Source organism: Pseudomonas sp. NPDC088885 (assembly GCF_044750025.1).
GTDB lineage: Bacteria > Pseudomonadota > Gammaproteobacteria > Pseudomonadales > Pseudomonadaceae > Aquipseudomonas > Aquipseudomonas rustica.
Genome location: NZ_JBIVJB010000084.1, coordinates 1 through 21,482 on the forward strand (window position 1 = coordinate 1; position 21,482 = coordinate 21,482).

A 21,482-nucleotide genomic window follows, 5' to 3' on the forward strand; every position below is an offset into this window, starting at 1 on the left:
CAGACAGAGCATGGTTGGCTGGCAGGCCGTTATCGCGAGCAGGCTCACTCCTACAATTGGATGGTGTTGAATCAGAACAGAGCATGGTTGGCTGGAAGGGCGTCATCGCGAGCAGGCTCACTCCTACAATTGGATCGTGTACATCCGGGCAGAAACAGGTCGGCTGTCAGGCCGCCTTCGCGAGCAGGCTCGCTCCCACAGTTGGATGGTGTTGAATCAGACAGAGCATGGTTGGCTGGCAGGCCGCTTTCGCGAGCAAGCTCTGCTCCTACAAAAGCAGGATCAAAAGATCGCAGCCTTCGGCAGCTCCTACATGAAATCAAACCCGCGCCACCACTAGGCCGAGTGTCAGCTCGCCTGCTTTTGATCTTGATGTTGATCTTAGAGCCCGTCGGGAGGCTGAGTGGAGGGATTCATACGGGGAAAGCATCGAGAGGAGGTGCAGCGAAGCAAACCGTAGGCGATGCCCCCGGATGAACCCGGAGCGAAGGAACCCGAGCCTTAGCGAGGGCCGGACGTCAGGGCACAGACCTTTGGTTCCTTTGGGGCGTTTGCCAAAGGGACTCGCCGTAAGGGCGAAACCACAGTCAGCAACCCCCGCAGAAACGGATATTCACCCAAAACCCCAAGAACATGGTCGGCCCGAAGGCCGCCACGTAACACAAAAGATCAAGCCTCCCGCCGAACCCTGAACCAAGCCGCATACAACGCCGGCAAAAACAAAAGCGTCAAAGCCGTAGCCACAATCAACCCCCCCATAATCGCCACCGCCATCGGCCCGAAAAACACACTGCGCGACAACGGAATCATCGCCAAAACCGCCGCCAACGCCGTCAACACAATCGGCCGAAACCGCCGCACAGTCGCCTCAATAATCGCCTGCCAAGGCCCAAGCCCCGACTTGATATCCTGCTCAATCTGATCCACCAGAATCACCGAATTGCGCATGATCATCCCCGACAACGCAATCGTCCCCAACATCGCCACAAACCCGAACGGCTGACGGAACACCATCAAAAACAGCACCACCCCGATCAACCCCAGCGGCGCCGTCAAAAACACCATCGCCGTGCGCGAAAAATTGCGCAACTGCACCATCAACAGCGTCAGCACCACCACGATAAACATCGGCACCCCGGCATTCACCGACTTCTGCCCACGCTCAGAATCCTCCACCGTGCCGCCGACATCCAGCAGATAACCATCCGGCAACTCCGCGCGAATCGGATCGAGCGTCGGCATGATCTGCTTAATCAACGTCGCCGGCTGCTCCTTGCCATAAATGTCCGCGCGCACCGTCACCGTCGGCAACCGATTGCGGTGCCAGATAATCCCTTCTTCAAAGCCATATTCCAGCGTCGCGACCTGCGACAACGCGACACTGCGGCCGTTATCCGTCGGCACCGCCAGACTCGGCAACAACGACAACTCGGTGCGCTCATGCACCGTGCCGCGCAGCAGAATCTCGATCAACTCGTTGTCTTCGCGGTACTGACTGACACTCGCGCCGGTCAGCGAACTCTGCAGAAACTTCGCCAGATTGGCCGTGCTCACACCGAGCGCCCGGGCACGATCCTGATCGATGTTCAGGTACACGACTTTGCTCGGTTCCTCCCAATCCAGATGCACATTGACCACATACGGATTCTCGCGAACCTTGGTCGCGACTTTGCGCGCCAGCGCACGGACTTCTTCGATGTGTTCGCCGGTGACGCGGAACTGCACGGGGTAACCTACCGGCGGGCCATTCTCCAGACGCGTGACCCGCGAGCGCATCGCCGGGAATTGCTCGTTCAATGTGCTGATCAACCAGTTGCGCAGCGCCTCACGTTCCTCGATGGTTTTCGCCAACACCACAAACTGCGCGAAGCTCGCCGCGGGCAACTGCTGATCCAGCGGCAGATAGAAACGCGGCGAACCGGTGCCGATATACGCCACGTAATTATCGATGCCGGCGTGATCCTTGAGCATCGCCTCCAGGCGTTTGACCTCACCGGTGGTATTGGCCAGCGAAGCGCCTTCGGCCAGTTTCAGATCGACCATCAATTCCAGTCGATTGGAGGCCGGGAAGAACTGCTGTGGAACGTAACGGAACAACATCACCGAGGCGATAAACAGCCCTACCGTCAGCACGATCACGGTTTTACGGTGCACCACACACCACTCGACCAGCCGCCGAACACGCTGATAAAACGGCGTGCCATACGGATCCGGCTGACCATCGCCCGTGCCGTGTTTGGCGGCGTGAATTTTCGCCAGATCCGGCAGGAGTTTTTCCCCCAGATACGGCACGAACATCACCGCCGCCACCCACGAAGCGAGCAGCGCGATGGTCACCACCTGAAAGATTGATCGGGTGTATTCGCCGGTGCCCGACTGCGCAGTGGCAATCGGCAAGAAACCCGCAGCGGTGATCAACGTGCCGGTGAGCATCGGGAACGCGGTGCTGGTCCAGGCATAACTCGCCGCGCGGATGCGATCGAAACCCTGCTCCATTTTGATCGCCATCATTTCCACGGCGATGATCGCGTCGTCCACCAGCAGACCCAGCGCCAATACCAACGCGCCGAGGGAAATCTTGTGCAGACCGATGTTCAGGTAATACATGCAGGCGAAGGTCATCGCCAGCACCAGTGGAATAGTCAGCGCCACGACCATGCCGGTACGCACGCCGAGGGAGAAGAAGCTCACCAGCAAGACAATCGCCAGCGCTTCGACCAACACCTGGACGAACTCGCCGACCCCGGTTTTCACTGCCGCTGGCTGGTCGGAAACCTTGCGCAATTGCATGCCGGCCGGAAGGTTTTTCTGGATGCGCGAGAACTCGACTTCCAGCGCTTTACCGAGCACCAGAATGTCGCCGCCGTCCTTCATCGCCACGGCCAGACCGATCGCATCCTCGCCCATAAAGCGCATGCGCGGTGCCGGTGGATCGTTGAAACCACGCCGCACATCGGCGACATCGGAGATGCGGAACGTGCGATCACCGACACGGATCGGGAAGTTTCTTATCTCGTCGACTGTCTGAAAATTCCCCGACACCCGTAGCTGCAATCGCTCACTGCCAGTTTCAAAGAATCCCGCAGTCGAAACCGCATTCTGCTCTTGCAGCGCCTGTTGCACCGCCGCCAACGGCAAACCGAGGGTCGCCAGTTTGACGTTGGATAACTCGACCCAGATTTTTTCGTCCTGCAAACCGAGTAAGTCGACCTTGCCGACATCCTTGACCCGTTGCAGCTGGATCTGGATGCGGTCGGCGTAATCCTTGAGCACTGCGTAGTCGAAACCGTCGCCGGTCAGCGCATAGATATTGCCGAACGTGGTGCCGAATTCATCGTTGAAAAACGGCCCCTGAATATCCGGCGGCAACGTGTGGCGGATATCGGCGACCTTCTTGCGCACCTGGTACCAGAGGTCGGGGATTTCCTTGGAATGCATCGAGTCGCGGGCGATAAACGTGACCTGCGATTCACCGGGGCGTGAGAACGAGACGATGCGCTCGTACTCACCGGTTTCCATCAGTTTCTTTTCAATGCGTTCGGTGACCTGGCGCGAGACCTCCTGCGCGGTCGCACCCGGCCAGCGGGTCTGAATGACCATGGCTTTGAAGGTGAACGGCGGGTCTTCACTCTGGCCGAGCTTGGTGTAGGACAACGCCCCGACGATGGCCAGCAAAAGCATCAGGAACAGTACGATCTGGCGATTACGCAGCGCCCATTCGGAAAGGTTGAAGCGCATCGGGACTTACTCCTTGTCCGCCAGATTGACCACACGGTTGGAGCGATCCACCGGACGCACCTGCTGACCTTCCAAAAGCACATGTACGCCGGCCGCCACCACCCAGTCGTTGGCGTTCAAGCCTTCAAGCACCGGCACGGTTTTTTCGCCGAACGGGCCGACGCGCACCGGGGTTTTCTTCAACGTGTTGTTGCCGTTGACCACCCAGACGTAGGTCGCACCGTTTTCAGCGGTGAGTGCCGAGAGCGGCACCGACAGCGACACGGCATCGGCCGATTGCACAAACACGCGAGCGCTCTGGCCCAGTTCGGCCGGGACTTTGCCGGCGGTGAACGAAATGCGCGCGGCAAAGGTGCGCGAGCGTGGATCGGCGGCGGGCGACAGTTCGCGGATCTGCCCGGCGAAGCGCTGGTTCTGCTGCGTCCACAATTCGACGGACACTGGCTGACCGACCTTGAAACGGCCGAAGCTTTGCTCGGGCAGGCTGATCAACACCTCACGCTCGCCATCGGTGGCGAGGGTGTACACAGTCTGTCCGGCGGCAACCACTTGGCCGACTTCCACCGAACGCTTGGCCACCACGCCGTCCTGCGGCGCACGCAGCACCGCGTAACTGGCCTGATTGGTCGAGACGTTGAATTCAGCTTTGATTTGTTTGAGGCGGGCTTCACCTGAGCGGTAAAGGTTTTCAGCATTGTCGTAAGCCGAGCGGCTGACCATCTGCCGATCCATCAGGGTTTTGTAGCGATCGCGCTCGGCGCGCACCAGATTGAGATTGGCTTCGGCGGCGGCGACTTGCGCACGGGTGGCTTCCAGTTGCAGGCGCACGTCTTGCGGATCGAGCTCGGCGAGCGGTTGATCGGCCTTCACGCGCTGACCTTCATCGACCAGTCGTCGGCTGACTTTGCCACCAATGCGGAATGCCAGATCAGGTTCGTAGCGGGCGCGCACCTCGCCCGGATAACTTTCCATCGCCTGCGCCGAAGGCTCTGGCTGCACCACCATGGCCGGTCGCACGGTGACTTGCGTCACTTCTTCCTGACCGCACGCTGACAAAAGGAACGCCAGACTCGCTGGCAACGCACAGGACAACGCATGGCGGAACATGGTGACGGACCTTTCGCTAATGGTGCTTGGAATAATTATACTGGCGAGTATGTTATTAATAGCAAACTCACCAGTCCAGTATTAAAAGCGAAGAATGTCGAACAATCTTTCAGCTCCAAACGGCCCGGGCCGCCCCAAGGATCTGGCCAAACGCCAGGCGATCCTCGACGCGGCGAAAATTCTGTTTCTGAGTCATGGCTATGCCAACACCAGCATGGACGCGGTCGCCAGCGAGGCTGGCGTGTCGAAGCTGACGGTTTACAGCCATTTCAACGACAAGGAGACGCTGTTCTCCGCCGCCGTGATGGCCAAATGCGAGGAGCAATTACCCACACTGATCTTCGAATTGCCGGAAGGCATCGCCGTGGAAAATGTGTTGCTGAACATTGCCCGAGGCTTTCATCACCTGATCAATAGCGATGAATCGGTGAATCTGCACCGGTTGATCATGGCGCTGGGGGTGCAGGATCCGAAGCTGTCGCTGATCTTCTTCGAGGCCGGTCCGCAGCGCATGGTGCAAGGGATGGAGCGCTTGCTGACGCGCATCCATGAGACGGGCGCGCTGAACATCGACATGCCGCGTAATGCGGCCGAGCATTTCTTTTGCCTGATCAAAGGCGCGGGGAATTTCCGGCTGATGTTTGGTTGCGGGGAGCCGTTGAGCGAAGAGGCTGCGGAGAGCCATATTGAGGAAGTGGTGGGGTTGTTTATGCGGGCTTACAAACCCTGATTTCTTCGGTGCCTGGATCGACGCCTTCGCGAGCAGGCTCGCTCCCACATTGGAATGCATTTCAAATGTGGGAGCGAGCCTGCTCGCGAAGGGCGCAACTCGGTCTCAAGGCTTGAGCGCTTTCTTCGGGTAGATGTCGTAGCGGCTCGATTTGCCATCCAGCGCATGACTCGGCTTCGGCCCTTCAATGCACGGCGCCTTGCGCGGTCGTTTGACCACCACCCGGTGCGTCGCCAGTGCCAGCGCCGCCTGCAACAGCGCCGGCGCATCCGGATCATCGCCCACCAGCGGCCGGAACAGACGCATCTCTTTCTTCACCAGCGCGGTCTTCTCGCGGTGCGGAAACATCGGGTCGAGATAAATCACCTGCGGCGCCTCACCTTCCCAGTTCTGCATGACCTCGATGGAATTGCCCTTGAGCAACTTCATCCGCGCCACGATTGGCGCTACTTCGAAATCTTCCGCACCACGCGCCAGACCATCCTCCAACAGCGCACCGATCAGCGGCTGGCGCTCGATCAGGCTCATCTCGCAACCCAGACTGGCCAGCACAAACGCATCCTTGCCCAGCCCCGCCGTCGCATCCAGCACGCGCGGGCGCACGCCTTGAGCGACGCCGACAGCCTTGGCGATCATCTGCCCGCTGCCGCCACCGTATAAACGCCGATGCGCCGCGCCGCCCTCAACGAAGTCGACCCGCACCGGCCCCGGTGCGTCCGGGCCGAGCTGTTGCAGCTGCAAACCCTGCTCGCCGACCTGCAAGGCAAACTCGCCGTCAGCCACCTCGCGCGGCAGACCGAGACGCTCGGCCCACTGCGCAGCTTGCGCTTCAAACGTCGCGCCGAGGGCTTCGACATGGATGCGGCAGGCCGCGGGTTGCTCGATCATGGAAAACACGCTCAAAAATTCAAGGAGCGGCAAAAACCGCCGATAACTCATTCAACGCACATTTTGCCAGAGCTGAGCGTCAACCGAAAAAAATGTCAGGCATTCTTCCCACATCGATTGGCTACATTTCGCCCCATGGCGACTTTAGCCGTCAAAACACTCAAGCACTGAGCGGCGTCAGTCACCTGTGGCAGGATTTCTTTGCCCAGGCGCTGGCCGAGCAGACGAGTGATGCGGTGCCGGCCTGCGGCACGTTTCCACCGGTTGACCTGAGCAGCACTGAAGAGCCGACCGTCGGCAGCGACCTGCACGCGCACATCGTCAGCCAGCGCGAATGCGATGTGGTGGAAACCCAAGTGCGTCCGCCGGAGCCACTGTTCCTGCCGATCGCCGAATTCGAAACCGATCTGCTCGACAAGCCGTTCCCACCGTTCCCGGCAGAAGAACTGAAAGCGCAGCAAGAGCAGCAGGATTTCGACAGCAGTTGGGTTCGCCCTGTGGTTATCAACAACGGCCAGCCAATGCCAGAACCGGGCCCGGCACCGCAGAAAAAGCCGCTGTACCTGCCGATTGCCGAGTTCGACCTCGACCTGATGCAGAAACCTTATCCGCCATTCCCGCCGGAAAAAATCGTCGAGCAACAGAAGGCGCTGGACTTCGACAACGGCTGGGCACGCCCGATCGTTCTGCAGAACCTGCGCCTCGCCGCGTAACCTTTAGCGACACACGCTCCAGCGCCCGACATCGACATGAAAGTGATTGCGATGGGCAGCGTTGTAATCCGGACTCAACACCACACTGAACGCTTCGCAGGCGCCGTCGCGCACCTGCCGTAGAAATTGCGCGTCCTGATTTTGCTTCGGCCAATCCTTGAGCACGCTGATGCTGCGCCCGTCAGCCAGACGAAACCCGGCGATGTCCAGCGCATCGGCGCTGGCATGACGGCTGAGTGCGCCGCTCTCGCGGTTGTAGACATTGCGGCAGGCGAAGCTGCCGAGGTGATCGAGGCGCGTAACCTTCTGGCCATAGATCGATTGAGCTGCCGGTTGCAGGGTGTGGTGTTCAAACATCGCGTAGGCCACCGCCAGCGGGCAACTGGCGAGGAAACTGCTGCTCAACGCCACCTCACCGCCCTGCACGCGCAAGGCGCTGATCAGCGGGCACTTGGCGTCGGGGCTGTCGGATTGCCGGGTGACGCGCAGATCTGAACTGCTCAACGCCTGTGCACAAAGTTCTGGATCACCGCGCAAGCGCATCAGCTTGTAACCGGTGAGCCAACTAGGCGCGGCTTTCACGTCCAGCGGCGCCCAAGGATTCCACTGCGGCGGCACCTGCAGCCAGCCGCGCCAGACACTGAACGCGGCACCGCCGATCATCAACAGCACCAGCCAAAATATCCATCGCCCCATGTTCAGCCTTTGAAGAACTGATTGGCTTTGGCGTACGGCATCGACTGCGAGATGAAGCCGAACGTGCCGGACTGCTGAATTTCTTCAGCGGCGCGGAAGAACTCGCCGAACGCCGCCAGCGCCAATGCCGAACCGGTGCTGATGCGGCGCACGCCCATGTCCTGCAATTCCTGCACGGTCAGTTTCAAACCGCCGGACATCAACACGTTGACCGGTTTCGGCGCCACCGCACGTACCACCGCCAGCACTTCTTCGGCGTTGCGTAAACCCGGCGCGTACAGCACGTCGGCGCCAGCGTCGGCGAAGGCTTTCAAGCGGCAAATGGTGTCATCGAGGTCAGGATTGCCGTGCAGATAGTTCTCCGCACGCGCGGTGAGGATGAAAGGAAATGGCAGCGTGCGCACGGCCGCGACAGCGGCTTCGATGCGCGCGACGGCATGTTCGAAACAATAGATCGGCGCATCCGGGCGGCCCGTCGCGTCTTCGATCGAACCACCGACCGCGCCCGCTTCGGCGGCACGCAACAAGCTTTTCGCGGACTCGGTCGGGTCATCGGAAAAGCCGTTTTCCAGATCCACCGCCACCGGCAAATCGGTTGCGGCGACAATCGCGCGGACATTGGTCAAGGTCTCATCAAGACTCAACGCGCCATCGGCCTTGCCCTGGGAAAACGCATAACCGGCGCTGGTCGTGGCCAAGGCCTGATAGCCGAGGCTGGCGAGCATCTTCGCCGAGCCTGCATCCCACGGATTGGGAATGACGAAGATCCCCGGTTGTTCATGCAGGGCTTTGAAGGCGTGGGCCTTACGGGTCTGTTGTTGAAGGGCTTGTGCGTCCATCGGCTGGCTCCCGGGCAGGAAATAAATCCGCCTCAGAGCAGGCCAAGTTGCTCGGCGGCGGGCTCTCTGTATAGCTCAGGCAGCGGTGGCAGGCCAGGCAAACGTTGCATCAATTGTGCGTGAAAACGTTGCGCCAGCTTCGCCGCCAACAGGTTGTCGGCGGTGTGCAGGAAGATGTACGGCGTGCGGCCCTCTTCGATCCACTCGGCGATTTTCGCCACCCACGGCACGAGGAAGGTGTCGTTGGCTTCAAGCTCCGGATGACCGATGAAGCGCACCTGCGGGAATTGCGTGAACGCCGCCGGGCGCGTCGGCACGCGGGGCTTTTTTGATTGCGCGTGGATCACCGAGGATTCGGTCGACAGGCAACTGAACAGCGCACGCGGATCGAGGCAGATGCGCTCGACGCCACGGTCGAGCAGCAAGCGATTGAGCAAACGTTCGCTCTCACCCTTGGCGAAGAACTGTTCATGCCGCACTTCCACCGCCAGCGGGCAATCCAGCGCATCGATGAACGCCGCCAGTTCCGGCAGCCGATGTGGCGTGAAGCTTTTCGACAATTGCAGCCACAACGGCGAAACACGCTGACCGAGGGGTTTGAGTAATTGCAGGAAGGTTTCGGCGGCGGTCAGTTGCTCGCGCAAGTCGCCGCTGTGGCTGATGTCGCCGGGGAATTTGGCGGTAAAGCGAAAGTGTTCGGGCATGACTTCGGCCCATCGCTGCACAGTGGCCGGCGACGGGCTGGCGTAGAAGGTCGTGTTGCCTTCGACGGCGTTGAATACTTGAGAATAGAGACCGAGGAAGTCAGAAGTTTTTGCGTCTACCGGGTAGAGATACTCGCGCCAGGCGTTTTCGCTCCAGGACGGGCAACCGAGGTAGTAAGGCAAATCCATCAGATGTACAGATCGAGGCCCAGCACGTCTGCATCCCAATCGACAAAACCGGCGGTGCTCAGGTAGCTGGCAAGGGCCATCGCTACGCTTTTGCTCATGGCGCGGTGGTAAATCATGTCTTGTTGGCGGGCGGGCAGATTGCTCAGGCGTTGCGCGGTGGCTTTGGCGGCAGCACGTGCGGCCAGTTGCTCTTCAGTCGGGAATTCCAGCTCGCCGTCGATATCGTCGACGGATTCATCCACGGTCACATTGCCTTTGCGAGGCTTGCGCTTGATGGGATAGGACTGAGAGGAGAGGCCGTCTATACGCATAAATACATGCTCGGTATCGATGATGGCAATTTAGCGGCACCGGGCCGACTTAGCAAACTGCCGAGTGATAACTAGAACACATAAAGCGCAAAAGGTTTAAAGCGAGGGGGTGGAAACTGACGATTGGTGTTTTGAAAATCAAAAGATCGCAGCCTTCGGCAGCTCCTACAGTTGGAATGCGATCCTTGTAGGAGCTGCCGAAGGCTGCGATCTTTTAAAGGCTCAGCGAGCCTTGGGGGTGGCGACTTTGTCGCGCAGGTAAACCGGTTGTGCGTCATCTGCCGGGATCGACTCGCCGCGCTCCCAAGCGAAGCGCGCCAGAGTCAGCAAGTCTTCAGCGTGAGGCAGCATGCCCGCATCCGAGCCCGTCAGATTGACGGCAATACGCTCGGCATACCCCCAACCGGTGCCAGCACCAAACCAGTCGCCACTGGCATCCGCCGGCAGCGCGACCACTTCCGGCGGCAGCACCGCTTCGGCGCCGACCAGACGCATCTCCCCCGCCGTCTCGCGGTAGCAGCCCCAATACACTTCATCCATGCGCGCATCAATGGCCGCCGCGACCTGGCTCACGCCATGTTCACGCAACGCCCGCTGCGCCAGCACCGCCAGGTTGGACACCGGCAACACCGGGCGATCCAGCGCAAACGCCAGGCCCTGCACCACACCAATGGCAATCCGCACACCGGTAAACGCACCCGGCCCGCGACCGAAAGCAATCGCATCGACCGCTTGCAACGTGGTGCCAGCGTCGGCCAGCAGTTGCTGAATCATCGGCAGCAGCTTCTGCGCGTGCAGGCGCGGGATCACCTCGTAATGGCTCGTGACCTTGCCGTCATGCAGCAAGGCAACGGAGCAAGCTTCAGTCGCGGTGTCCAGGGCCAGCAAGGTGCTCATCGATGTTTCCAAAACAGGGGTGGGAAAAAGTGCGTCAGTATAAACAACTACGGCCCGCAAGCGGGCCGTGGATGATGCTGCGATTCAGACTTTTCAGCTCAGCGCTGCCAGCACCTTGGCGGTGATTGCATCAACCGAACCTACGCCTGGAATGTGGCTGTACTTCGGCTTGCCAGCATTTTTGGCGGACAGGTTCTGATAGAACTCCACCAGCGGCTTGGTCTGCGAGTGGTAAACCGACAGGCGATGACGCACGGTTTCTTCAGTGTCGTCCTTGCGCTGTACCAGCTCTTCGCCGGTGATGTCGTCTTTGCCAGCGATTTTCGGCGGGTTGTAGACGATGTGGTAAACGCGGCCGCTGGCTTCGTGAACACGACGACCGGCGATGCGTTGAACGATTTCTTCGTCTTCAACTGCGATTTCAACCACAGCGTCCAGCTCGACGCCGGCGGTAACCAGTGCTTCGGCCTGCGGAATGGTGCGCGGGAAGCCGTCGAACAGGAAGCCGTTGGCGCAGTCAGGCTGAGCGATACGATCTTTGACCAGTGCGATGATCAGGTCATCGGACACCAGGCCGCCGGCATCCATGATGCTCTTGGCTTGCACGCCCAGCGGAGTACCGGCCTTGACCGCTGCACGCAGCATGTCACCGGTGGAAATTTGTGGAATGCCGAATTTTTCGGTGATGAACTTTGCCTGAGTACCTTTACCGGCCCCGGGAGCTCCCAGCAGAATGACGCGCATTAGATGTGCTCCTCAATTTTTTTATAAAAAGCTTTTACAAAACAAAGGATTCGCCTCTTGGGACGAATCCTGAAAATACGGGACGTGGCCGCAGAAACGGCCAAAGGCTGATCAAGATACACAGCAGGCTGCGCCCACACAAGACGCCAAAAGTCGGAGAAACCTTCGCCCGCCGCGACCCTGCGACGCGGTGACCCAAGTCGCAACCCCATCATTAACTGTCGCCTGGCGGCACTTTCACCCGTCAGGCAAAGCGGCAACCGGCGCAAGTGACCGGTGCTGCACGCCGCTGCAAAACCGTTAGCCGGTGTTGCGCAAACCGGCGGCGATCCCCGCCACAGACACCAGCAACGCCTGTTCCACCGGGCTGCCCTGCTCGACATTCTGCTGCCGTGAACGGGCCAGCAACTCGGCCTGCAATAGATGTAGCGGGTCGAGGTAAGTGTTACGCAGACGGATGAATTCGAGGGTGTCCGGGCTATGCGCCAGAAGCTGCGACTGACCGGTCAGACCAAGCACCACCGCGCACGCCTGCGACAATAGGTCGCGTAACTGCGCGCCCAACGGCAGCAAATCCGCCTCGACCAGACGCTCGTCGTAGGACAACGCGATGTCCGCGTCGGCCTTGGCCAGCACCATTTCCAGCATGTCGATGCGCGTGCGGAAGAACGGCCATTGCTCGCGCATCTGCCCGAGCAACTCGCCTTCGCCACGCTCCAGCGCTTTGCTCAACGCCGATTCCCAGCCGAGCCACGCCGGCAGCATCAGCCGCGTTTGGGTCCAGCCGAAGATCCACGGGATCGCCCGCAGACTTTCGATGCCGCCCGCGCGGCGTTTCGCCGGACGACTGCCGAGCGGCAAGCGGCCCAACTCCTGCTCCGGTGTGGACTGACGGAAATACTCAACGAACTGCGGATTCTCTCGCACCACCTGACGGTAAGCACTGACACCATCGGCCGCCAATTCGTCCATCAGATGCCGCCATTCCGGCGTCGGTGGCGGCGGTGGCAGCAACGTCGCTTCAAGCACCGCTGCCAGATACAGATTGAGGTTTTGCTCGGCGATGTCCGGCAGGCCGAATTTGAATCGAATCATTTCCCCCTGCTCAGTGGTACGGAAACGCCCCGCCACCGAACCCGGTGGCTGCGACAGAATCGCCGCGTGCGCCGGGCCACCGCCACGGCCGACGGTGCCGCCGCGACCGTGGAACAGCAGCAATTCAACTTGCTGCTCACGGCAGATTTCCACCAAGCGTTCCTGCGCGCGATATTGCGCCCAGGCCGCTGCGGTGGTGCCGGCGTCTTTGGCCGAGTCGGAATAACCGATCATCACTTCCTGCGGGCCTTGCAGCCGTGCGCGATAACCCGGCAGCAGCAACAGCCGCTCCATCACCGGCCCGGCATTGTCGAGGTCGGCGAGGGTTTCGAACAGCGGCACCACGCGCATCGGCCGCAACACGCCGGACTCTTTGAGCAGCAGTTGCACGGCGAGCACATCGGAAGCGGCGCCAGCCATGGAGATCACGTAGGAACCCAGCGAAGCGCCCGGTGCGGCAGCGATTTCCTTGCAGGTGTTGAGCACTTCTGCGGTGTCGGCCGACGGTTTGAAGTGCGCCGGCAGCAGTGGCCGGCGATTAGTCAGTTCTTGCGTGAGGAAGCGGATGCGCTGTTCTTCATCCCAGTCTTCGTAGCGACCGAGGCCGAGGTAGTCGGTGATTTCAGTCATCGCCGAGCTGTGCCGCGACGAATCCTGACGCACATCGAGGCGCACGAGGAACAGGCCAAACGTCACCGCGCGACGCAGGCAATCGAGCAACGGCCCGTCGGCAATCACGCCCATGCCGCATTCGTGCAGCGAGTTGAAACACAGTTCCAGCGGATCGAGCAGATCGCGGTTGTTGCTCAGCACATCGGCAGGCGCAGGCGTTGGCGCGGTCAGTGCGGCGTGTGCCCAGTTGCGCGTCGCACGCAGGCGTTCGCGCAGTTGCTTAAGGACTGCGCGGTACGGTTCGGCGCTGTCGCCCGCCTTGGCTTTGAGCGCATCGCTGGCCTGCTGCATCGATAATTCGGCCGCCAGATGATCGACATCGCGCAGGTACAAATCCGCGGCCATCCAGCGCGCCAGCAGCAACACTTCGCGGGTCACCGCGGCGGTGACGTTGGGGTTGCCGTCACGGTCGCCGCCCATCCACGAGGCGAAGCGAATCGGCGCCGCTTCCAATGGCAGACGCAGGCCGGTCGCTTCATATAAAGCCTTGTCGGCCCTGCGCATATGGTTGGGAATCGCTTGCCACAGCGAATGTTCGATCACCGCGAAACCCCACTTGGCTTCATCGACCGGCGTCGGTCGCGTGCGGCGGATTTCTTCGGTGTGCCAGGCTTCGGCGATCAGCCGTTGCAGGGTGTTTTGAATCTGTTCGCGTTCGGCGCTGGTCAAATCGCGATGATCTTGCGCGGCGAGTTGCCCGGCGATCGCGTCGTACTTCTGGATCAGCGTGCGCCGCGCCACTTCGGTCGGGTGCGCGGTCAGCACCAGTTCGATTTCCAGTCGCGACAGCTGGCGGGCCAGCGATTCGGCGCTGTGGCCTTCGTTGCGCAAACGTGCGAGCAACTCGGGCAATACGCGGGATTCGAACGGCGCCGGCTGCGACTCTTCGCGCCGATGGATCAACTGATACTGCTCGGCGATGTTCGCCAGATTGAGAAACTGGTTGAACGCCCGCGCCACCGGGAGCAATTCGTCTTCGCTCAATTGATTGAGGCTGGCGCTCAGTTCAGCGTCCATCGAGCCTCGGCGGTCGGCCTTGGCGCCTTTGCGAATCTGTTCGATCTTGTCGAGGAACGCCTCACCGTACTGGTCTCGAATCGTATTGCCCAACAGCTCTCCGAGCAGGTGAACGTCTTCGCGCAAGCGTGCATCAATATCGGTCATCAGCAATTCCCCAGCAGTAATCCGGACGGCTTAGAAACGAGTGCATGACCTAGAGAGTGCCGCTCTGCGCCGCTTCTTACAAGCATCCGACCAAGGGACTTTAAACCTTGTGGCCGAAAGCTAGTCTCAACAGTAAGCCGTACAACGGCTTGCCGCCGGCCCCGGCGGACACTCACCCAGACCTGCCATGAGCAGGTGCGAAATGAGGTCATCATGAAAATTCGTGAACTCGCCCAGCATTGGGAAGAAAACGCCAAAGGTCGCCTGACCGACACTGGCTACACGATTCATCTGGACGTTGAAGCGGCTGCGCGACTGGCCGCGATTGCCGAGATGTACCCCAAGCGGCATGCGGAAGAATTGCTCGGCGAACTGATCGGTGCCGCGCTTGAAGAGTTTGAAGCGAGCCTGCCGTATGTGAAAGGTTCGACGGTGGTGGCGACGGATGAGGAAGGTGATCCGCTGTACGAGGACGTCGGGCCTACGCCGCGTTTTCTGGCGCTGTCGCGACGGCATCTGCATGACCTCTCGGCTGTTGAAGGCAAGCAAAAACACTGACACAACACACATCAAACTGTAGGAGTGAGCCTGCTCGCGATAGCGGTGTATCAGTCAAAATTGATGGTGACTGGCACACCGCTTTCGCGAGCAGGCTCACTCCTACAGGGATCGTATTTCAATTTGAAAATCGTGTGTTTTCTGGCTTTTAGAACCCCGCGCGTACCGCTCTATCCCGCCAAAGTTCCCGCTTTAGAGCCTTGTCCATTCAGTCAAAAATTATTTTGGCGATTAGCCATCTTTTCTGAACTTTTGAAAAATCACTCCGGTCGGAACCTGTAACCACGCCTGGAACGAGCGTTTCAAAAACGCCTTTCACACGACGCTTTTCGGCTCCTCGACCAGGATGGATTTAGATGTTTTCAGGAGATGCCTAATGGAGTTGAAGACCATGAAAAACCAAACCTCGTTTACCCACCTGCGCGGTCTGAAACTGGCTGCTCTGGCGATCGGCACCAGCTTCGTTCTGGCCGGTTGCGCCGGTAATCCACCGACCGAGCAATACGCCGTGACGCAATCGGCCGTGAACAGCGCCGTCAGCGCTGGCGGTACCGAGTTCGCAGCGGTCGAGATGAAGCAAGCGCAGGACAAACTGAAACAAGCCGAAATCGCCATGCACGACAAGAAGTATGACGAGGCGCGCACCCTGTCCGAGCAAGCCGAGTGGGACGCTCGCGTAGCCGAACGCAAAGCTCAGGCAGCCAAGGCTGAACAAGCCGTGAAGGATTCCCAGAAAGGTGTTCAGGAACTGCGTCAGGAAAGTCAGCGCACCGTGCAATAAGCGCGCATCCCGACCGCAAAGCTGAAACTTTTATCGATAGAAAGGACGACAAATTATGCGTAAGCAACTGATGATCCCAGCTCTTCTGGCCGCAAGCGTTGCCCTGGCTGCCTGCTCCACTCCGCCTAACCCGAATCTGGAAAACGCGCGCACCAACTACGCCGGCCTGCAAGCCAACCCGCAGGCGAGCAAAGTCGCAGCGCTGGAAACCAAAGACGCCAGCGATTACCTGGACAAAGCCGACAAGGCTTATCTGGACAAGCAAGACGCGGCCAAGGTTGACCAACTGGCTTACCTGACCAATCAGCGCGTAGAAGTGGCCAAGCAGACCATCGCCCTGCGCACTGCTGAAAACAACCTGAAAAACGCCGCTGCCCAACGTGCTCAAGCGCGTCTGGATGCCCGTGATCAGCAGATCAAACAACTGCAGGACAGCCTGAACGCCAAGCAGACCGATCGCGGTACGCTGGTGACTTTCGGTGACGTACTGTTCGCTACCGACCGTGCTGACCTGAAATCCAGCGGTCTGGTCAACATCAACAAACTGGCGCAGTTCCTTCAGGAAAACCCGGATCGCAAAGTAATTGTCGAGGGTTACACCGACAGCACCGGTACTGCCAGCCACAACCAGACCTTGTCTGAGCGTCGCGCCAACTCCGTGCGTACCGCACTGGTGAAAATGGGCGTTGATCCAGCGCGCATCGTCGCTCAGGGTTATGGCAAGGAATACCCGGTTGCCGAGAACAGCAACGCTTCGGGCCGTGCGCAAAACCGTCGTGTGGAAGTGACCATTTCCAACGACAACCAGCCGGTTGTGCCACGTTCGGCTGTTAGCTCGAACTAAGCTGTAGGCTGTAACGTAAAAGCCCCGCCTGAGTGATCAGGCGGGGCTTTTTTTCAGATCAAAAGATCGCAGCCTTCGGCAGCTCCTACAGGGAACGCATTCCAATGTAGGAGCTGCCGAAGGCTGCGATCTTTTGCTTTTAAGGCTGGAGTTTTTGCGGGGTCTCTTCGCCCATGCAGCGCACGGCTTTTTTCTGCGCATCGATCAGCACACCGGTCAAACCTTTCTGCTCGGTATCGAACAACACCAGCACGCCATCAATGCACTGCGCCACTTGCGCTGCCGGCTCCAGCGAAACTTTGTAATCCTCCCCCGGCACCGTTTTGAGCATGGTGAATTCGTTGAGCAGCAACGCATCCTCGGGTTTGGCGAAGTGCAGGTAACCGTAGTACCACAGCGCCCCGACGGTGCCGAGGATGCTGCAGATACCGGTGATGATCAGCGGGATGGCGTTGCGTTCTTCAGTCATTGCGGACTCTCATCTTCAGAATTCGGGGGTGTCGGGTAATTGGGGATTTCACCGAGGCGGCGCAGGCCGTTGAAATGTTCGGGATCTTCCAGATAGCGCAGCATCACCTGGCGCCACACCGGGTCGCCGAAGGTTTGCACATGGCCGCCGCGAGTCAGTTGCAGCACGCGCGGTGGCGGCGCAGCTTGATACAGACGGATGCCGTTGGAAAGCGGTACCAGCGGATCGTCGATGCTGTGGAAGATCAGCTTCGGCACGCCATTCAGCTGCGGCATCGAGTTGATCGCGCTGTCGCCATCCGGCACCAGCCACGACAGCGGTACTTGGAATGGCCAGGTCAGCCACGACGTGCTCAGCGCGTATTGGCCGACGCTGCGGTAACTGGCAGGCACGCCATCGAGCACCAGCGCTTTCAGCTGCTTCTGCCGCTCCGGATGCTGCACCAGCCAATGCACGGCCATCGATCCGCCAAGGCTCTGGCCGAGCAACACCAGCGGTTTGCCTTTGACTTCCGGCGCCTTGTCGAGCCAGGCGAACGCGGCGTCGATGTCCCGATAGATCGCCGGCAAACTCGGCTCGCCCTCGGACAAGCCATAACCGCGATAGTCGACCAGCAGCACTTGATAGCCGTTCTTCGGCAACCACCAACTGCCGCCCAGATGCATCGGCAGGTTGCCGCCATTGCCGTGCAGATGCAGGACGGTGCCTTTAACCTCGACGCCGGGCTTGGCCGGTAGCCACCAGGCGTTGAGCTTCAAGCCATCGGCGGTGACCAGCGTGACGGTGCGGTATTCGAGCTTGGCTTTTTCCGGGGTGAAGATCTGGCCCGGTTCGGGGTAGAACAATAACGAGCTGCAACCGCTGAGGGTCAGGAGCAGGCAGAAAATGCCGAGGATTCTCATCCGGTGAAACCTCGCAAAAAAGTGCAATCAACATCAATCCAATGTGGGAGCGGGCTTGCTCGCGAATGCAGTTGAACATTCAAAATATCAGTTGCCTGACACGCCGCCTTCGCGAGCAAGCCCGCTCCCACAGGGGGATTTGTGTTTGGGTCAGAGGATGTTGGAGTAGTCCGCTTCGATCCGGTCCAGGCTCAGGTGATTGAGGAAGTTGGAGAAACACATCCACGCCGACAACGCGTTCAAATCGCGGAACTGATCCGGCAAGTACTTCGGCGCCACCACCAATCCCTCATCCACCAACTGACGCAAGGTACGCATGTCTTCCAGCGTGGTCTTGCCGCAGAACAACAGCGGGATCTGCTCGAGCTTGCCCTTACGCACGGCCAACTGAATGTAGTTGTAAACCATGATAAAGCCCTTGAGATAGGACAAGTCTTTGGTAAATGGCAGCCCCGTCGGCGTCGAGCCACGGAACACGCGACTGGCGTTGCCGTAGCTTTCCGCCATCTCGAAGCCCTGCTCGCGGAAGAACTCGAACACCTGCAAAAAGTCCGCGCCCTCCTCGACCATATGAATCGCGCGGGTACGGTTGGTCAGTTTGCGCAGGCGGCTCGGGTAGGAGGCGAAGGTGATGATCTCCATCAGGATCGCCAGACCTTCCTGGGTCACCGTCGACGACGGCGGGCCTTTGGAGAGGAAGGTGCAAATCGGCTGATTCAAACCGTTGAGCGTGGTGCCGACATGCACCAGCCCTTCGTGAACTTCCAGCGCACGCACGTCGCGATCGTTGAACATCGCGTCGGTGCGGATCTTGATGTAATCCGCGCCCGCCGCCGCGTCAGCGACGATGCCGTCGGACTCGAACACGCGAATGGTTTCCTCGGCCTCGCCAAAAACCTTGTTCAGACGCGTCTGCAACAGGTGCACGGCGTCTTTGGCGGTGAGGGTTTTCGGCTCATCCTTCAAGTCGCCACGTCCGTCGATGTTGTTGAGGTAGTCGGACATCATCAGGCCAAGGTCGGCCAGGGTCGGGTCGCCGGCGTGGAACGCATCCGACGCGGCGCCATACAGCTCTTGCGAGATCAGACCGAAATCCTCGGTGCCGCGCGCTTCGAGCATGCGCACCACCATGCGGTATTCCTTGCACATGCGCCGCATGATCTGCCCGACCGGGTTGAACTGACCGAGTTGGCGGGTGATGTCGCGCTCGATGTTCTGGAATTCCAGTTTGACCTTGCTCGAATCGAAACTCAGTGGCCGATTGAGGTAGTAGTCGCGGTCGATCGCCGGCATTTCCTTGCCTTTGGCCTTGAGGAAACCCTTGCGGATGTTCTCATCCCACTTGACCGCGTCGAGGACACGGATCGGCGTTTGCGCCAGCACAATGCGGTCGGACAACATGCGTATCGTCTGCTGGTAATCGTCCACCCGAAACTCCTGTAGATACGTGACGTACTGAATTTATTTGGCGCGGGCCTGGCGCTGGTAGCGCACTGCCTCGACGAAAACATCGGAATTGGCCGGATCATCGAGGTAAGCAAAGACCTTGTCGAGGCTGCTGTCGACCTGCACGCCGTCGCCATCGTCGGTCTGGAAGGCCTGACCGTCGAGGGCTTTTTGCTTGATCGCTTGATTGATCTGCTCGAGATCGAGGTTGTAGACCACCAATTCGTGTTTATCGGTGAGTTCGAAACCGGCGATGGTGAAGTGGCCGCCGTACTGCGCCGGGACTTTTGCCGACAAGTACCAGCGGTTGCCGTGGCGCGAGACGGTGAACGGATAGGCTTCGCGTTCGCGGGGTTTGGCTTTGAAATACGTGACCGCCTGATAGCGATCATTGCCCAGGCGCGTCAGCTCAAGGTTCATCGGCTCGCCCCAGGCATTGGTGCTCGACCATTTGCCGAGCAAACCTTTGGGCGCCGGGTCACTGGCGGTCAGCGGCTCCTTGAACGTCACCAGACAACCACTGAGCAGCAGGAACGACAAGGCGATCAGGACGCCGCGCCAGGCTTTCATTCGATACTCCCTATGAACATACGGCCTTCAAATGAACACTGCCCCCTGTGGGAGCGAGCCTGCTCGCGAAAGCGGTGTGTCAGCAACAAAGATGTTGAATGTCTGACCGCATTCGCGAGCAGGCTCGCTCCCACAGGGTGAAGCAACAGCCGATTACACCGACGCGAGCACCAGGTGCATGTAGCGCGTCAGAATGCCGAGCATGTCTTCTTCGGCCAAAGGCTCGGCATCGTTGAGCAGGCCCTGATATTCCATCCGTCCGATAATCGCCGTCAACACCTTGGCATCTTGCTGCGGTTCGCGCGAGCCCAGCACCTGAAACAACTGGCAGGTGCCCTGCAACAGAATCTGCTGATGCGAGCGCACCAGAATCGCCAGCCCCGGGTTAAGCAACGCTTCCTGTCGGAACGCCTGCTCGGCCATCAAATGCTCGCGACGGTTGACCAACTGCCGGTGCACATAGTCGGCCATCAACCGCGCAATATCGTCCGCCAGTTGCGAACGCGACTCCGGGCTGCCATCACCGCTGACGACCATCTCACGCAACAGGCCTTCGTTGTTGTTCCACAACTTGGCCATGTATTCCGCGCTGCGCTCGACGTATTGCGCGAAGGTATCGGTGAGCAGGTCATCGATGTCCTTGAAGTAATACGTAGTCGCCGACAGCGGCACACCAGCCTCCGCCGCTACCGCACGATGACGCACGGCGCGCACGCCATCACGCACGACAATGCGCATCGCCGCGTCGAGAATGTCCTGGCGACGCTGCTCACTGCCCTGTCGGCTGGCCTTGCGACCCTGGTACTGAACACTTTCAGCGACCGCAGTGGCGATACCCGCTGCACCTTCTTGAGCTATTGCACCCATCACGACCGGACTTCCTCTGCTAATTCCAAAGTAACCAATTGATACATTTGTACCAGACAGGCAATAAAAAGCCGCCTGTTTTAGGCGGCTTTTTAACTGAAACGTTTACGCTTGCGGTCGCATGTGCGGGAACAGGATCACATCGCGGATCGACGGCGAGTTGGTCAGCAACATCACCAGTCGGTCGATGCCGATGCCTTCACCGGCCGTTGGCGGCATGCCGTACTCGAGCGCGCGAACAAAGTCGGCGTCGTAGTGCATGGCTTCGTCGTCGCCGGCGTCCTTGTCGGCCACCTGCGCCATGAAGCGCTCGGCCTGGTCTTCCGCGTCGTTCAACTCGGAGTAGGCGTTGGCGATTTCACGGCCACCGATGAACAGTTCAAAACGGTCAGTGACGTTCGGGTTGTCATCGTTGCGACGCGCCAGCGGCGACACTTCGAACGGGTACTGAGTGATGAAGTGCGGCTGTTCCAGCTTGTGCTCGACCAGTTCTTCGAAAATCATCACCTGCAGCTTGCCCAGACCTTCGAAGCCGAGCACCTTGGCGCCGGCCTTCTT

At 59.7% G+C, this 21,482-nt stretch carries 21 protein-coding genes; 5 read left to right on the forward strand and 16 right to left on the reverse strand.

All coding sequences use genetic code 11. The features are described 5' to 3' along the window. Positions 1–669 precede the first annotated feature (669 nt). Positions 670–3,738 (reverse strand): efflux RND transporter permease subunit, encoded by a 3,069-nt coding sequence (locus ACIP1X_RS23040; protein WP_400755284.1) that lies wholly within the window; start codon positions 3,736–3,738, stop codon positions 670–672. A 6-nt stretch (positions 3,739–3,744) separates the two neighbouring features. Then, positions 3,745–4,845 carry an efflux RND transporter periplasmic adaptor subunit gene (locus ACIP1X_RS23045; RefSeq protein WP_212549617.1) on the reverse strand — a complete coding sequence of 367 codons (1,101 nt, stop codon included), beginning with the start codon at positions 4,843–4,845 and terminating at the stop codon, positions 3,745–3,747. 94 nt (positions 4,846–4,939) lie between these two features. Here ACIP1X_RS23045 and ACIP1X_RS23050 point away from each other — a divergent pair, with 94 nt between their 5' ends. Further along, positions 4,940–5,575: a TetR/AcrR family transcriptional regulator gene (locus ACIP1X_RS23050; protein ID WP_400755286.1), complete on the forward strand. Its 636-nt coding sequence runs from the start codon at positions 4,940–4,942 to the stop codon at positions 5,573–5,575. Between the two features lie 105 nt (positions 5,576–5,680). On the opposite strand, the gene ACIP1X_RS23055 is transcribed toward ACIP1X_RS23050, so the two are convergent. Continuing rightward, a complete protein-coding gene (locus tag ACIP1X_RS23055; RefSeq protein ID WP_053117963.1) occupies positions 5,681–6,463 on the reverse strand; it encodes a class I SAM-dependent methyltransferase in 783 nt (260 codons plus the stop codon). 92 nt (positions 6,464–6,555) lie between these two features. Between ACIP1X_RS23055 and ACIP1X_RS23060 the strand changes: the two genes are divergently transcribed. Next, the gene (locus ACIP1X_RS23060) at positions 6,556–7,176 is read left to right on the forward strand and encodes an energy transducer TonB (RefSeq protein WP_400755288.1); all 621 of its coding nucleotides are present in this window, start codon (positions 6,556–6,558) and stop codon (positions 7,174–7,176) included. Between the two features lie 3 nt (positions 7,177–7,179). On the opposite strand, the gene ACIP1X_RS23065 is transcribed toward ACIP1X_RS23060, so the two are convergent. The 7 genes from ACIP1X_RS23065 to ppc all read right to left on the reverse strand — a co-directional run bounded on the left by ACIP1X_RS23065 (position 7,180) and on the right by ppc (position 14,487). Further along, positions 7,180–7,872 (reverse strand): extensin family protein, encoded by a 693-nt coding sequence (locus tag ACIP1X_RS23065; protein WP_400755289.1) that lies wholly within the window; start codon positions 7,870–7,872, stop codon positions 7,180–7,182. 2 nt (positions 7,873–7,874) lie between these two features. Beyond that, complete coding sequence (locus ACIP1X_RS23070) at positions 7,875–8,711, reverse strand: oxaloacetate decarboxylase (protein ID WP_400755291.1); 837 nt, start codon at positions 8,709–8,711, stop codon at positions 7,875–7,877. A gap of 32 nt (positions 8,712–8,743) precedes the next feature. Beyond that, positions 8,744–9,604 carry a DUF72 domain-containing protein gene (locus ACIP1X_RS23075; protein WP_212543966.1) on the reverse strand — a complete coding sequence of 287 codons (861 nt, stop codon included), beginning with the start codon at positions 9,602–9,604 and terminating at the stop codon, positions 8,744–8,746. After that, entirely contained in the window at positions 9,604–9,915 is a 312-nt protein-coding gene (locus ACIP1X_RS23080; RefSeq protein ID WP_159813042.1) for a hypothetical protein, read from the reverse strand. Before ACIP1X_RS23080 ends, ACIP1X_RS23075 begins: the two co-directional genes overlap by 1 nt. 222 nt (positions 9,916–10,137) lie before the next feature. Further along, entirely contained in the window at positions 10,138–10,812 is a 675-nt protein-coding gene (gene tsaB, locus ACIP1X_RS23085; RefSeq protein WP_212543967.1) for a tRNA (adenosine(37)-N6)-threonylcarbamoyltransferase complex dimerization subunit type 1 TsaB, read from the reverse strand. Between the two features lie 93 nt (positions 10,813–10,905). Next, on the reverse strand, positions 10,906–11,556 hold the full coding sequence (adk, locus tag ACIP1X_RS23090; RefSeq protein ID WP_053117556.1) for an adenylate kinase: 651 nt from the start codon (positions 11,554–11,556) through the stop codon (positions 10,906–10,908). Between the two features lie 300 nt (positions 11,557–11,856). Then, a complete protein-coding gene (ppc, locus tag ACIP1X_RS23095) occupies positions 11,857–14,487 on the reverse strand; it encodes a phosphoenolpyruvate carboxylase (protein ID WP_400755293.1) in 2,631 nt (876 codons plus the stop codon). A 213-nt stretch (positions 14,488–14,700) separates the two neighbouring features. Between ppc and ACIP1X_RS23100 the strand changes: the two genes are divergently transcribed. From ACIP1X_RS23100 to ACIP1X_RS23110, 3 genes are all read left to right on the forward strand, one after another. Beyond that, a complete protein-coding gene (locus tag ACIP1X_RS23100; RefSeq protein ID WP_016983304.1) occupies positions 14,701–15,045 on the forward strand; it encodes a hypothetical protein in 345 nt (114 codons plus the stop codon). Between the two features lie 376 nt (positions 15,046–15,421). Beyond that, on the forward strand, positions 15,422–15,826 hold the full coding sequence (locus ACIP1X_RS23105; protein WP_034154861.1) for a DUF4398 domain-containing protein: 405 nt from the start codon (positions 15,422–15,424) through the stop codon (positions 15,824–15,826). Between the two features lie 55 nt (positions 15,827–15,881). Further along, positions 15,882–16,670: an OmpA family protein gene (locus tag ACIP1X_RS23110; RefSeq protein WP_053117547.1), complete on the forward strand. Its 789-nt coding sequence runs from the start codon at positions 15,882–15,884 to the stop codon at positions 16,668–16,670. 139 nt (positions 16,671–16,809) lie between these two features. Here ACIP1X_RS23110 and ACIP1X_RS23115 read toward each other — a convergent pair whose 3' ends face one another. The 6 genes from ACIP1X_RS23115 to ACIP1X_RS23140 form a co-directional block, all read right to left on the reverse strand. Beyond that, the gene (locus ACIP1X_RS23115; protein ID WP_400755294.1) at positions 16,810–17,139 is read right to left on the reverse strand and encodes a hypothetical protein; all 330 of its coding nucleotides are present in this window, start codon (positions 17,137–17,139) and stop codon (positions 16,810–16,812) included. Next, positions 17,136–18,041 carry an alpha/beta hydrolase gene (locus ACIP1X_RS23120; RefSeq protein ID WP_400755296.1) on the reverse strand — a complete coding sequence of 302 codons (906 nt, stop codon included), beginning with the start codon at positions 18,039–18,041 and terminating at the stop codon, positions 17,136–17,138. The genes ACIP1X_RS23115 and ACIP1X_RS23120 overlap by 4 nt, the downstream gene beginning before the upstream one ends. Before the next feature lie 150 nt (positions 18,042–18,191). After that, positions 18,192–19,442, reverse strand: coding sequence for a flavohemoglobin expression-modulating QEGLA motif protein (locus ACIP1X_RS23125; protein ID WP_172680080.1), 1,251 nt, complete (start codon positions 19,440–19,442; stop codon positions 18,192–18,194). A gap of 60 nt (positions 19,443–19,502) precedes the next feature. Further along, the gene (locus ACIP1X_RS23130) at positions 19,503–20,057 is read right to left on the reverse strand and encodes a hypothetical protein (protein ID WP_400755298.1); all 555 of its coding nucleotides are present in this window, start codon (positions 20,055–20,057) and stop codon (positions 19,503–19,505) included. 153 nt (positions 20,058–20,210) lie between these two features. Continuing rightward, positions 20,211–20,924, reverse strand: a complete 714-nt coding sequence (locus ACIP1X_RS23135) for a TetR/AcrR family transcriptional regulator (protein ID WP_053117532.1) — start codon at positions 20,922–20,924, stop codon at positions 20,211–20,213. A gap of 105 nt (positions 20,925–21,029) precedes the next feature. Continuing rightward, positions 21,030–21,482, reverse strand: a 453-nt coding sequence (locus ACIP1X_RS23140; RefSeq protein ID WP_400755300.1) for an amino acid--tRNA ligase-related protein, incomplete at its 5' end; no start/stop codon positions are given.

Excerpts from the sequence above, each read along its gene's own strand:
- ACIP1X_RS23040 (WP_400755284.1), bottom strand. The coding sequence starts at position 3,738 with ATGCGCTTCAACCTTTCCGAATGGGCGCTGCGTAATCGCCAGATCGTA.
- ACIP1X_RS23045 (WP_212549617.1), bottom strand. The coding sequence starts at position 4,845 with ATGTTCCGCCATGCGTTGTCCTGTGCGTTGCCAGCGAGTCTGGCGTTC.
- ACIP1X_RS23050 (WP_400755286.1), top strand. The coding sequence starts at position 4,940 with ATGTCGAACAATCTTTCAGCTCCAAACGGCCCGGGCCGCCCCAAGGAT.
- ACIP1X_RS23055 (WP_053117963.1), bottom strand. The coding sequence starts at position 6,463 with ATGATCGAGCAACCCGCGGCCTGCCGCATCCATGTCGAAGCCCTCGGC.
- ACIP1X_RS23060 (WP_400755288.1), top strand. The coding sequence starts at position 6,556 with ATGTCAGGCATTCTTCCCACATCGATTGGCTACATTTCGCCCCATGGC.
- ACIP1X_RS23065 (WP_400755289.1), bottom strand. The coding sequence starts at position 7,872 with ATGGGGCGATGGATATTTTGGCTGGTGCTGTTGATGATCGGCGGTGCC.
- ACIP1X_RS23070 (WP_400755291.1), bottom strand. The coding sequence starts at position 8,711 with ATGGACGCACAAGCCCTTCAACAACAGACCCGTAAGGCCCACGCCTTC.
- ACIP1X_RS23075 (WP_212543966.1), bottom strand. The coding sequence starts at position 9,604 with ATGGATTTGCCTTACTACCTCGGTTGCCCGTCCTGGAGCGAAAACGCC.
- ACIP1X_RS23080 (WP_159813042.1), bottom strand. The coding sequence starts at position 9,915 with ATGCGTATAGACGGCCTCTCCTCTCAGTCCTATCCCATCAAGCGCAAG.
- tsaB (WP_212543967.1), bottom strand. The coding sequence starts at position 10,812 with ATGAGCACCTTGCTGGCCCTGGACACCGCGACTGAAGCTTGCTCCGTT.
- adk (WP_053117556.1), bottom strand. The coding sequence starts at position 11,556 with ATGCGCGTCATTCTGCTGGGAGCTCCCGGGGCCGGTAAAGGTACTCAG.
- ppc (WP_400755293.1), bottom strand. The coding sequence starts at position 14,487 with ATGACCGATATTGATGCACGCTTGCGCGAAGACGTTCACCTGCTCGGA.
- ACIP1X_RS23100 (WP_016983304.1), top strand. The coding sequence starts at position 14,701 with ATGAAAATTCGTGAACTCGCCCAGCATTGGGAAGAAAACGCCAAAGGT.
- ACIP1X_RS23105 (WP_034154861.1), top strand. The coding sequence starts at position 15,422 with ATGGAGTTGAAGACCATGAAAAACCAAACCTCGTTTACCCACCTGCGC.
- ACIP1X_RS23110 (WP_053117547.1), top strand. The coding sequence starts at position 15,882 with ATGCGTAAGCAACTGATGATCCCAGCTCTTCTGGCCGCAAGCGTTGCC.
- ACIP1X_RS23115 (WP_400755294.1), bottom strand. The coding sequence starts at position 17,139 with ATGACTGAAGAACGCAACGCCATCCCGCTGATCATCACCGGTATCTGC.
- ACIP1X_RS23120 (WP_400755296.1), bottom strand. The coding sequence starts at position 18,041 with ATGAGAATCCTCGGCATTTTCTGCCTGCTCCTGACCCTCAGCGGTTGC.
- ACIP1X_RS23125 (WP_172680080.1), bottom strand. The coding sequence starts at position 19,442 with ATGTTGTCCGACCGCATTGTGCTGGCGCAAACGCCGATCCGTGTCCTC.
- ACIP1X_RS23130 (WP_400755298.1), bottom strand. The coding sequence starts at position 20,057 with ATGAAAGCCTGGCGCGGCGTCCTGATCGCCTTGTCGTTCCTGCTGCTC.
- ACIP1X_RS23135 (WP_053117532.1), bottom strand. The coding sequence starts at position 20,924 with ATGGGTGCAATAGCTCAAGAAGGTGCAGCGGGTATCGCCACTGCGGTC.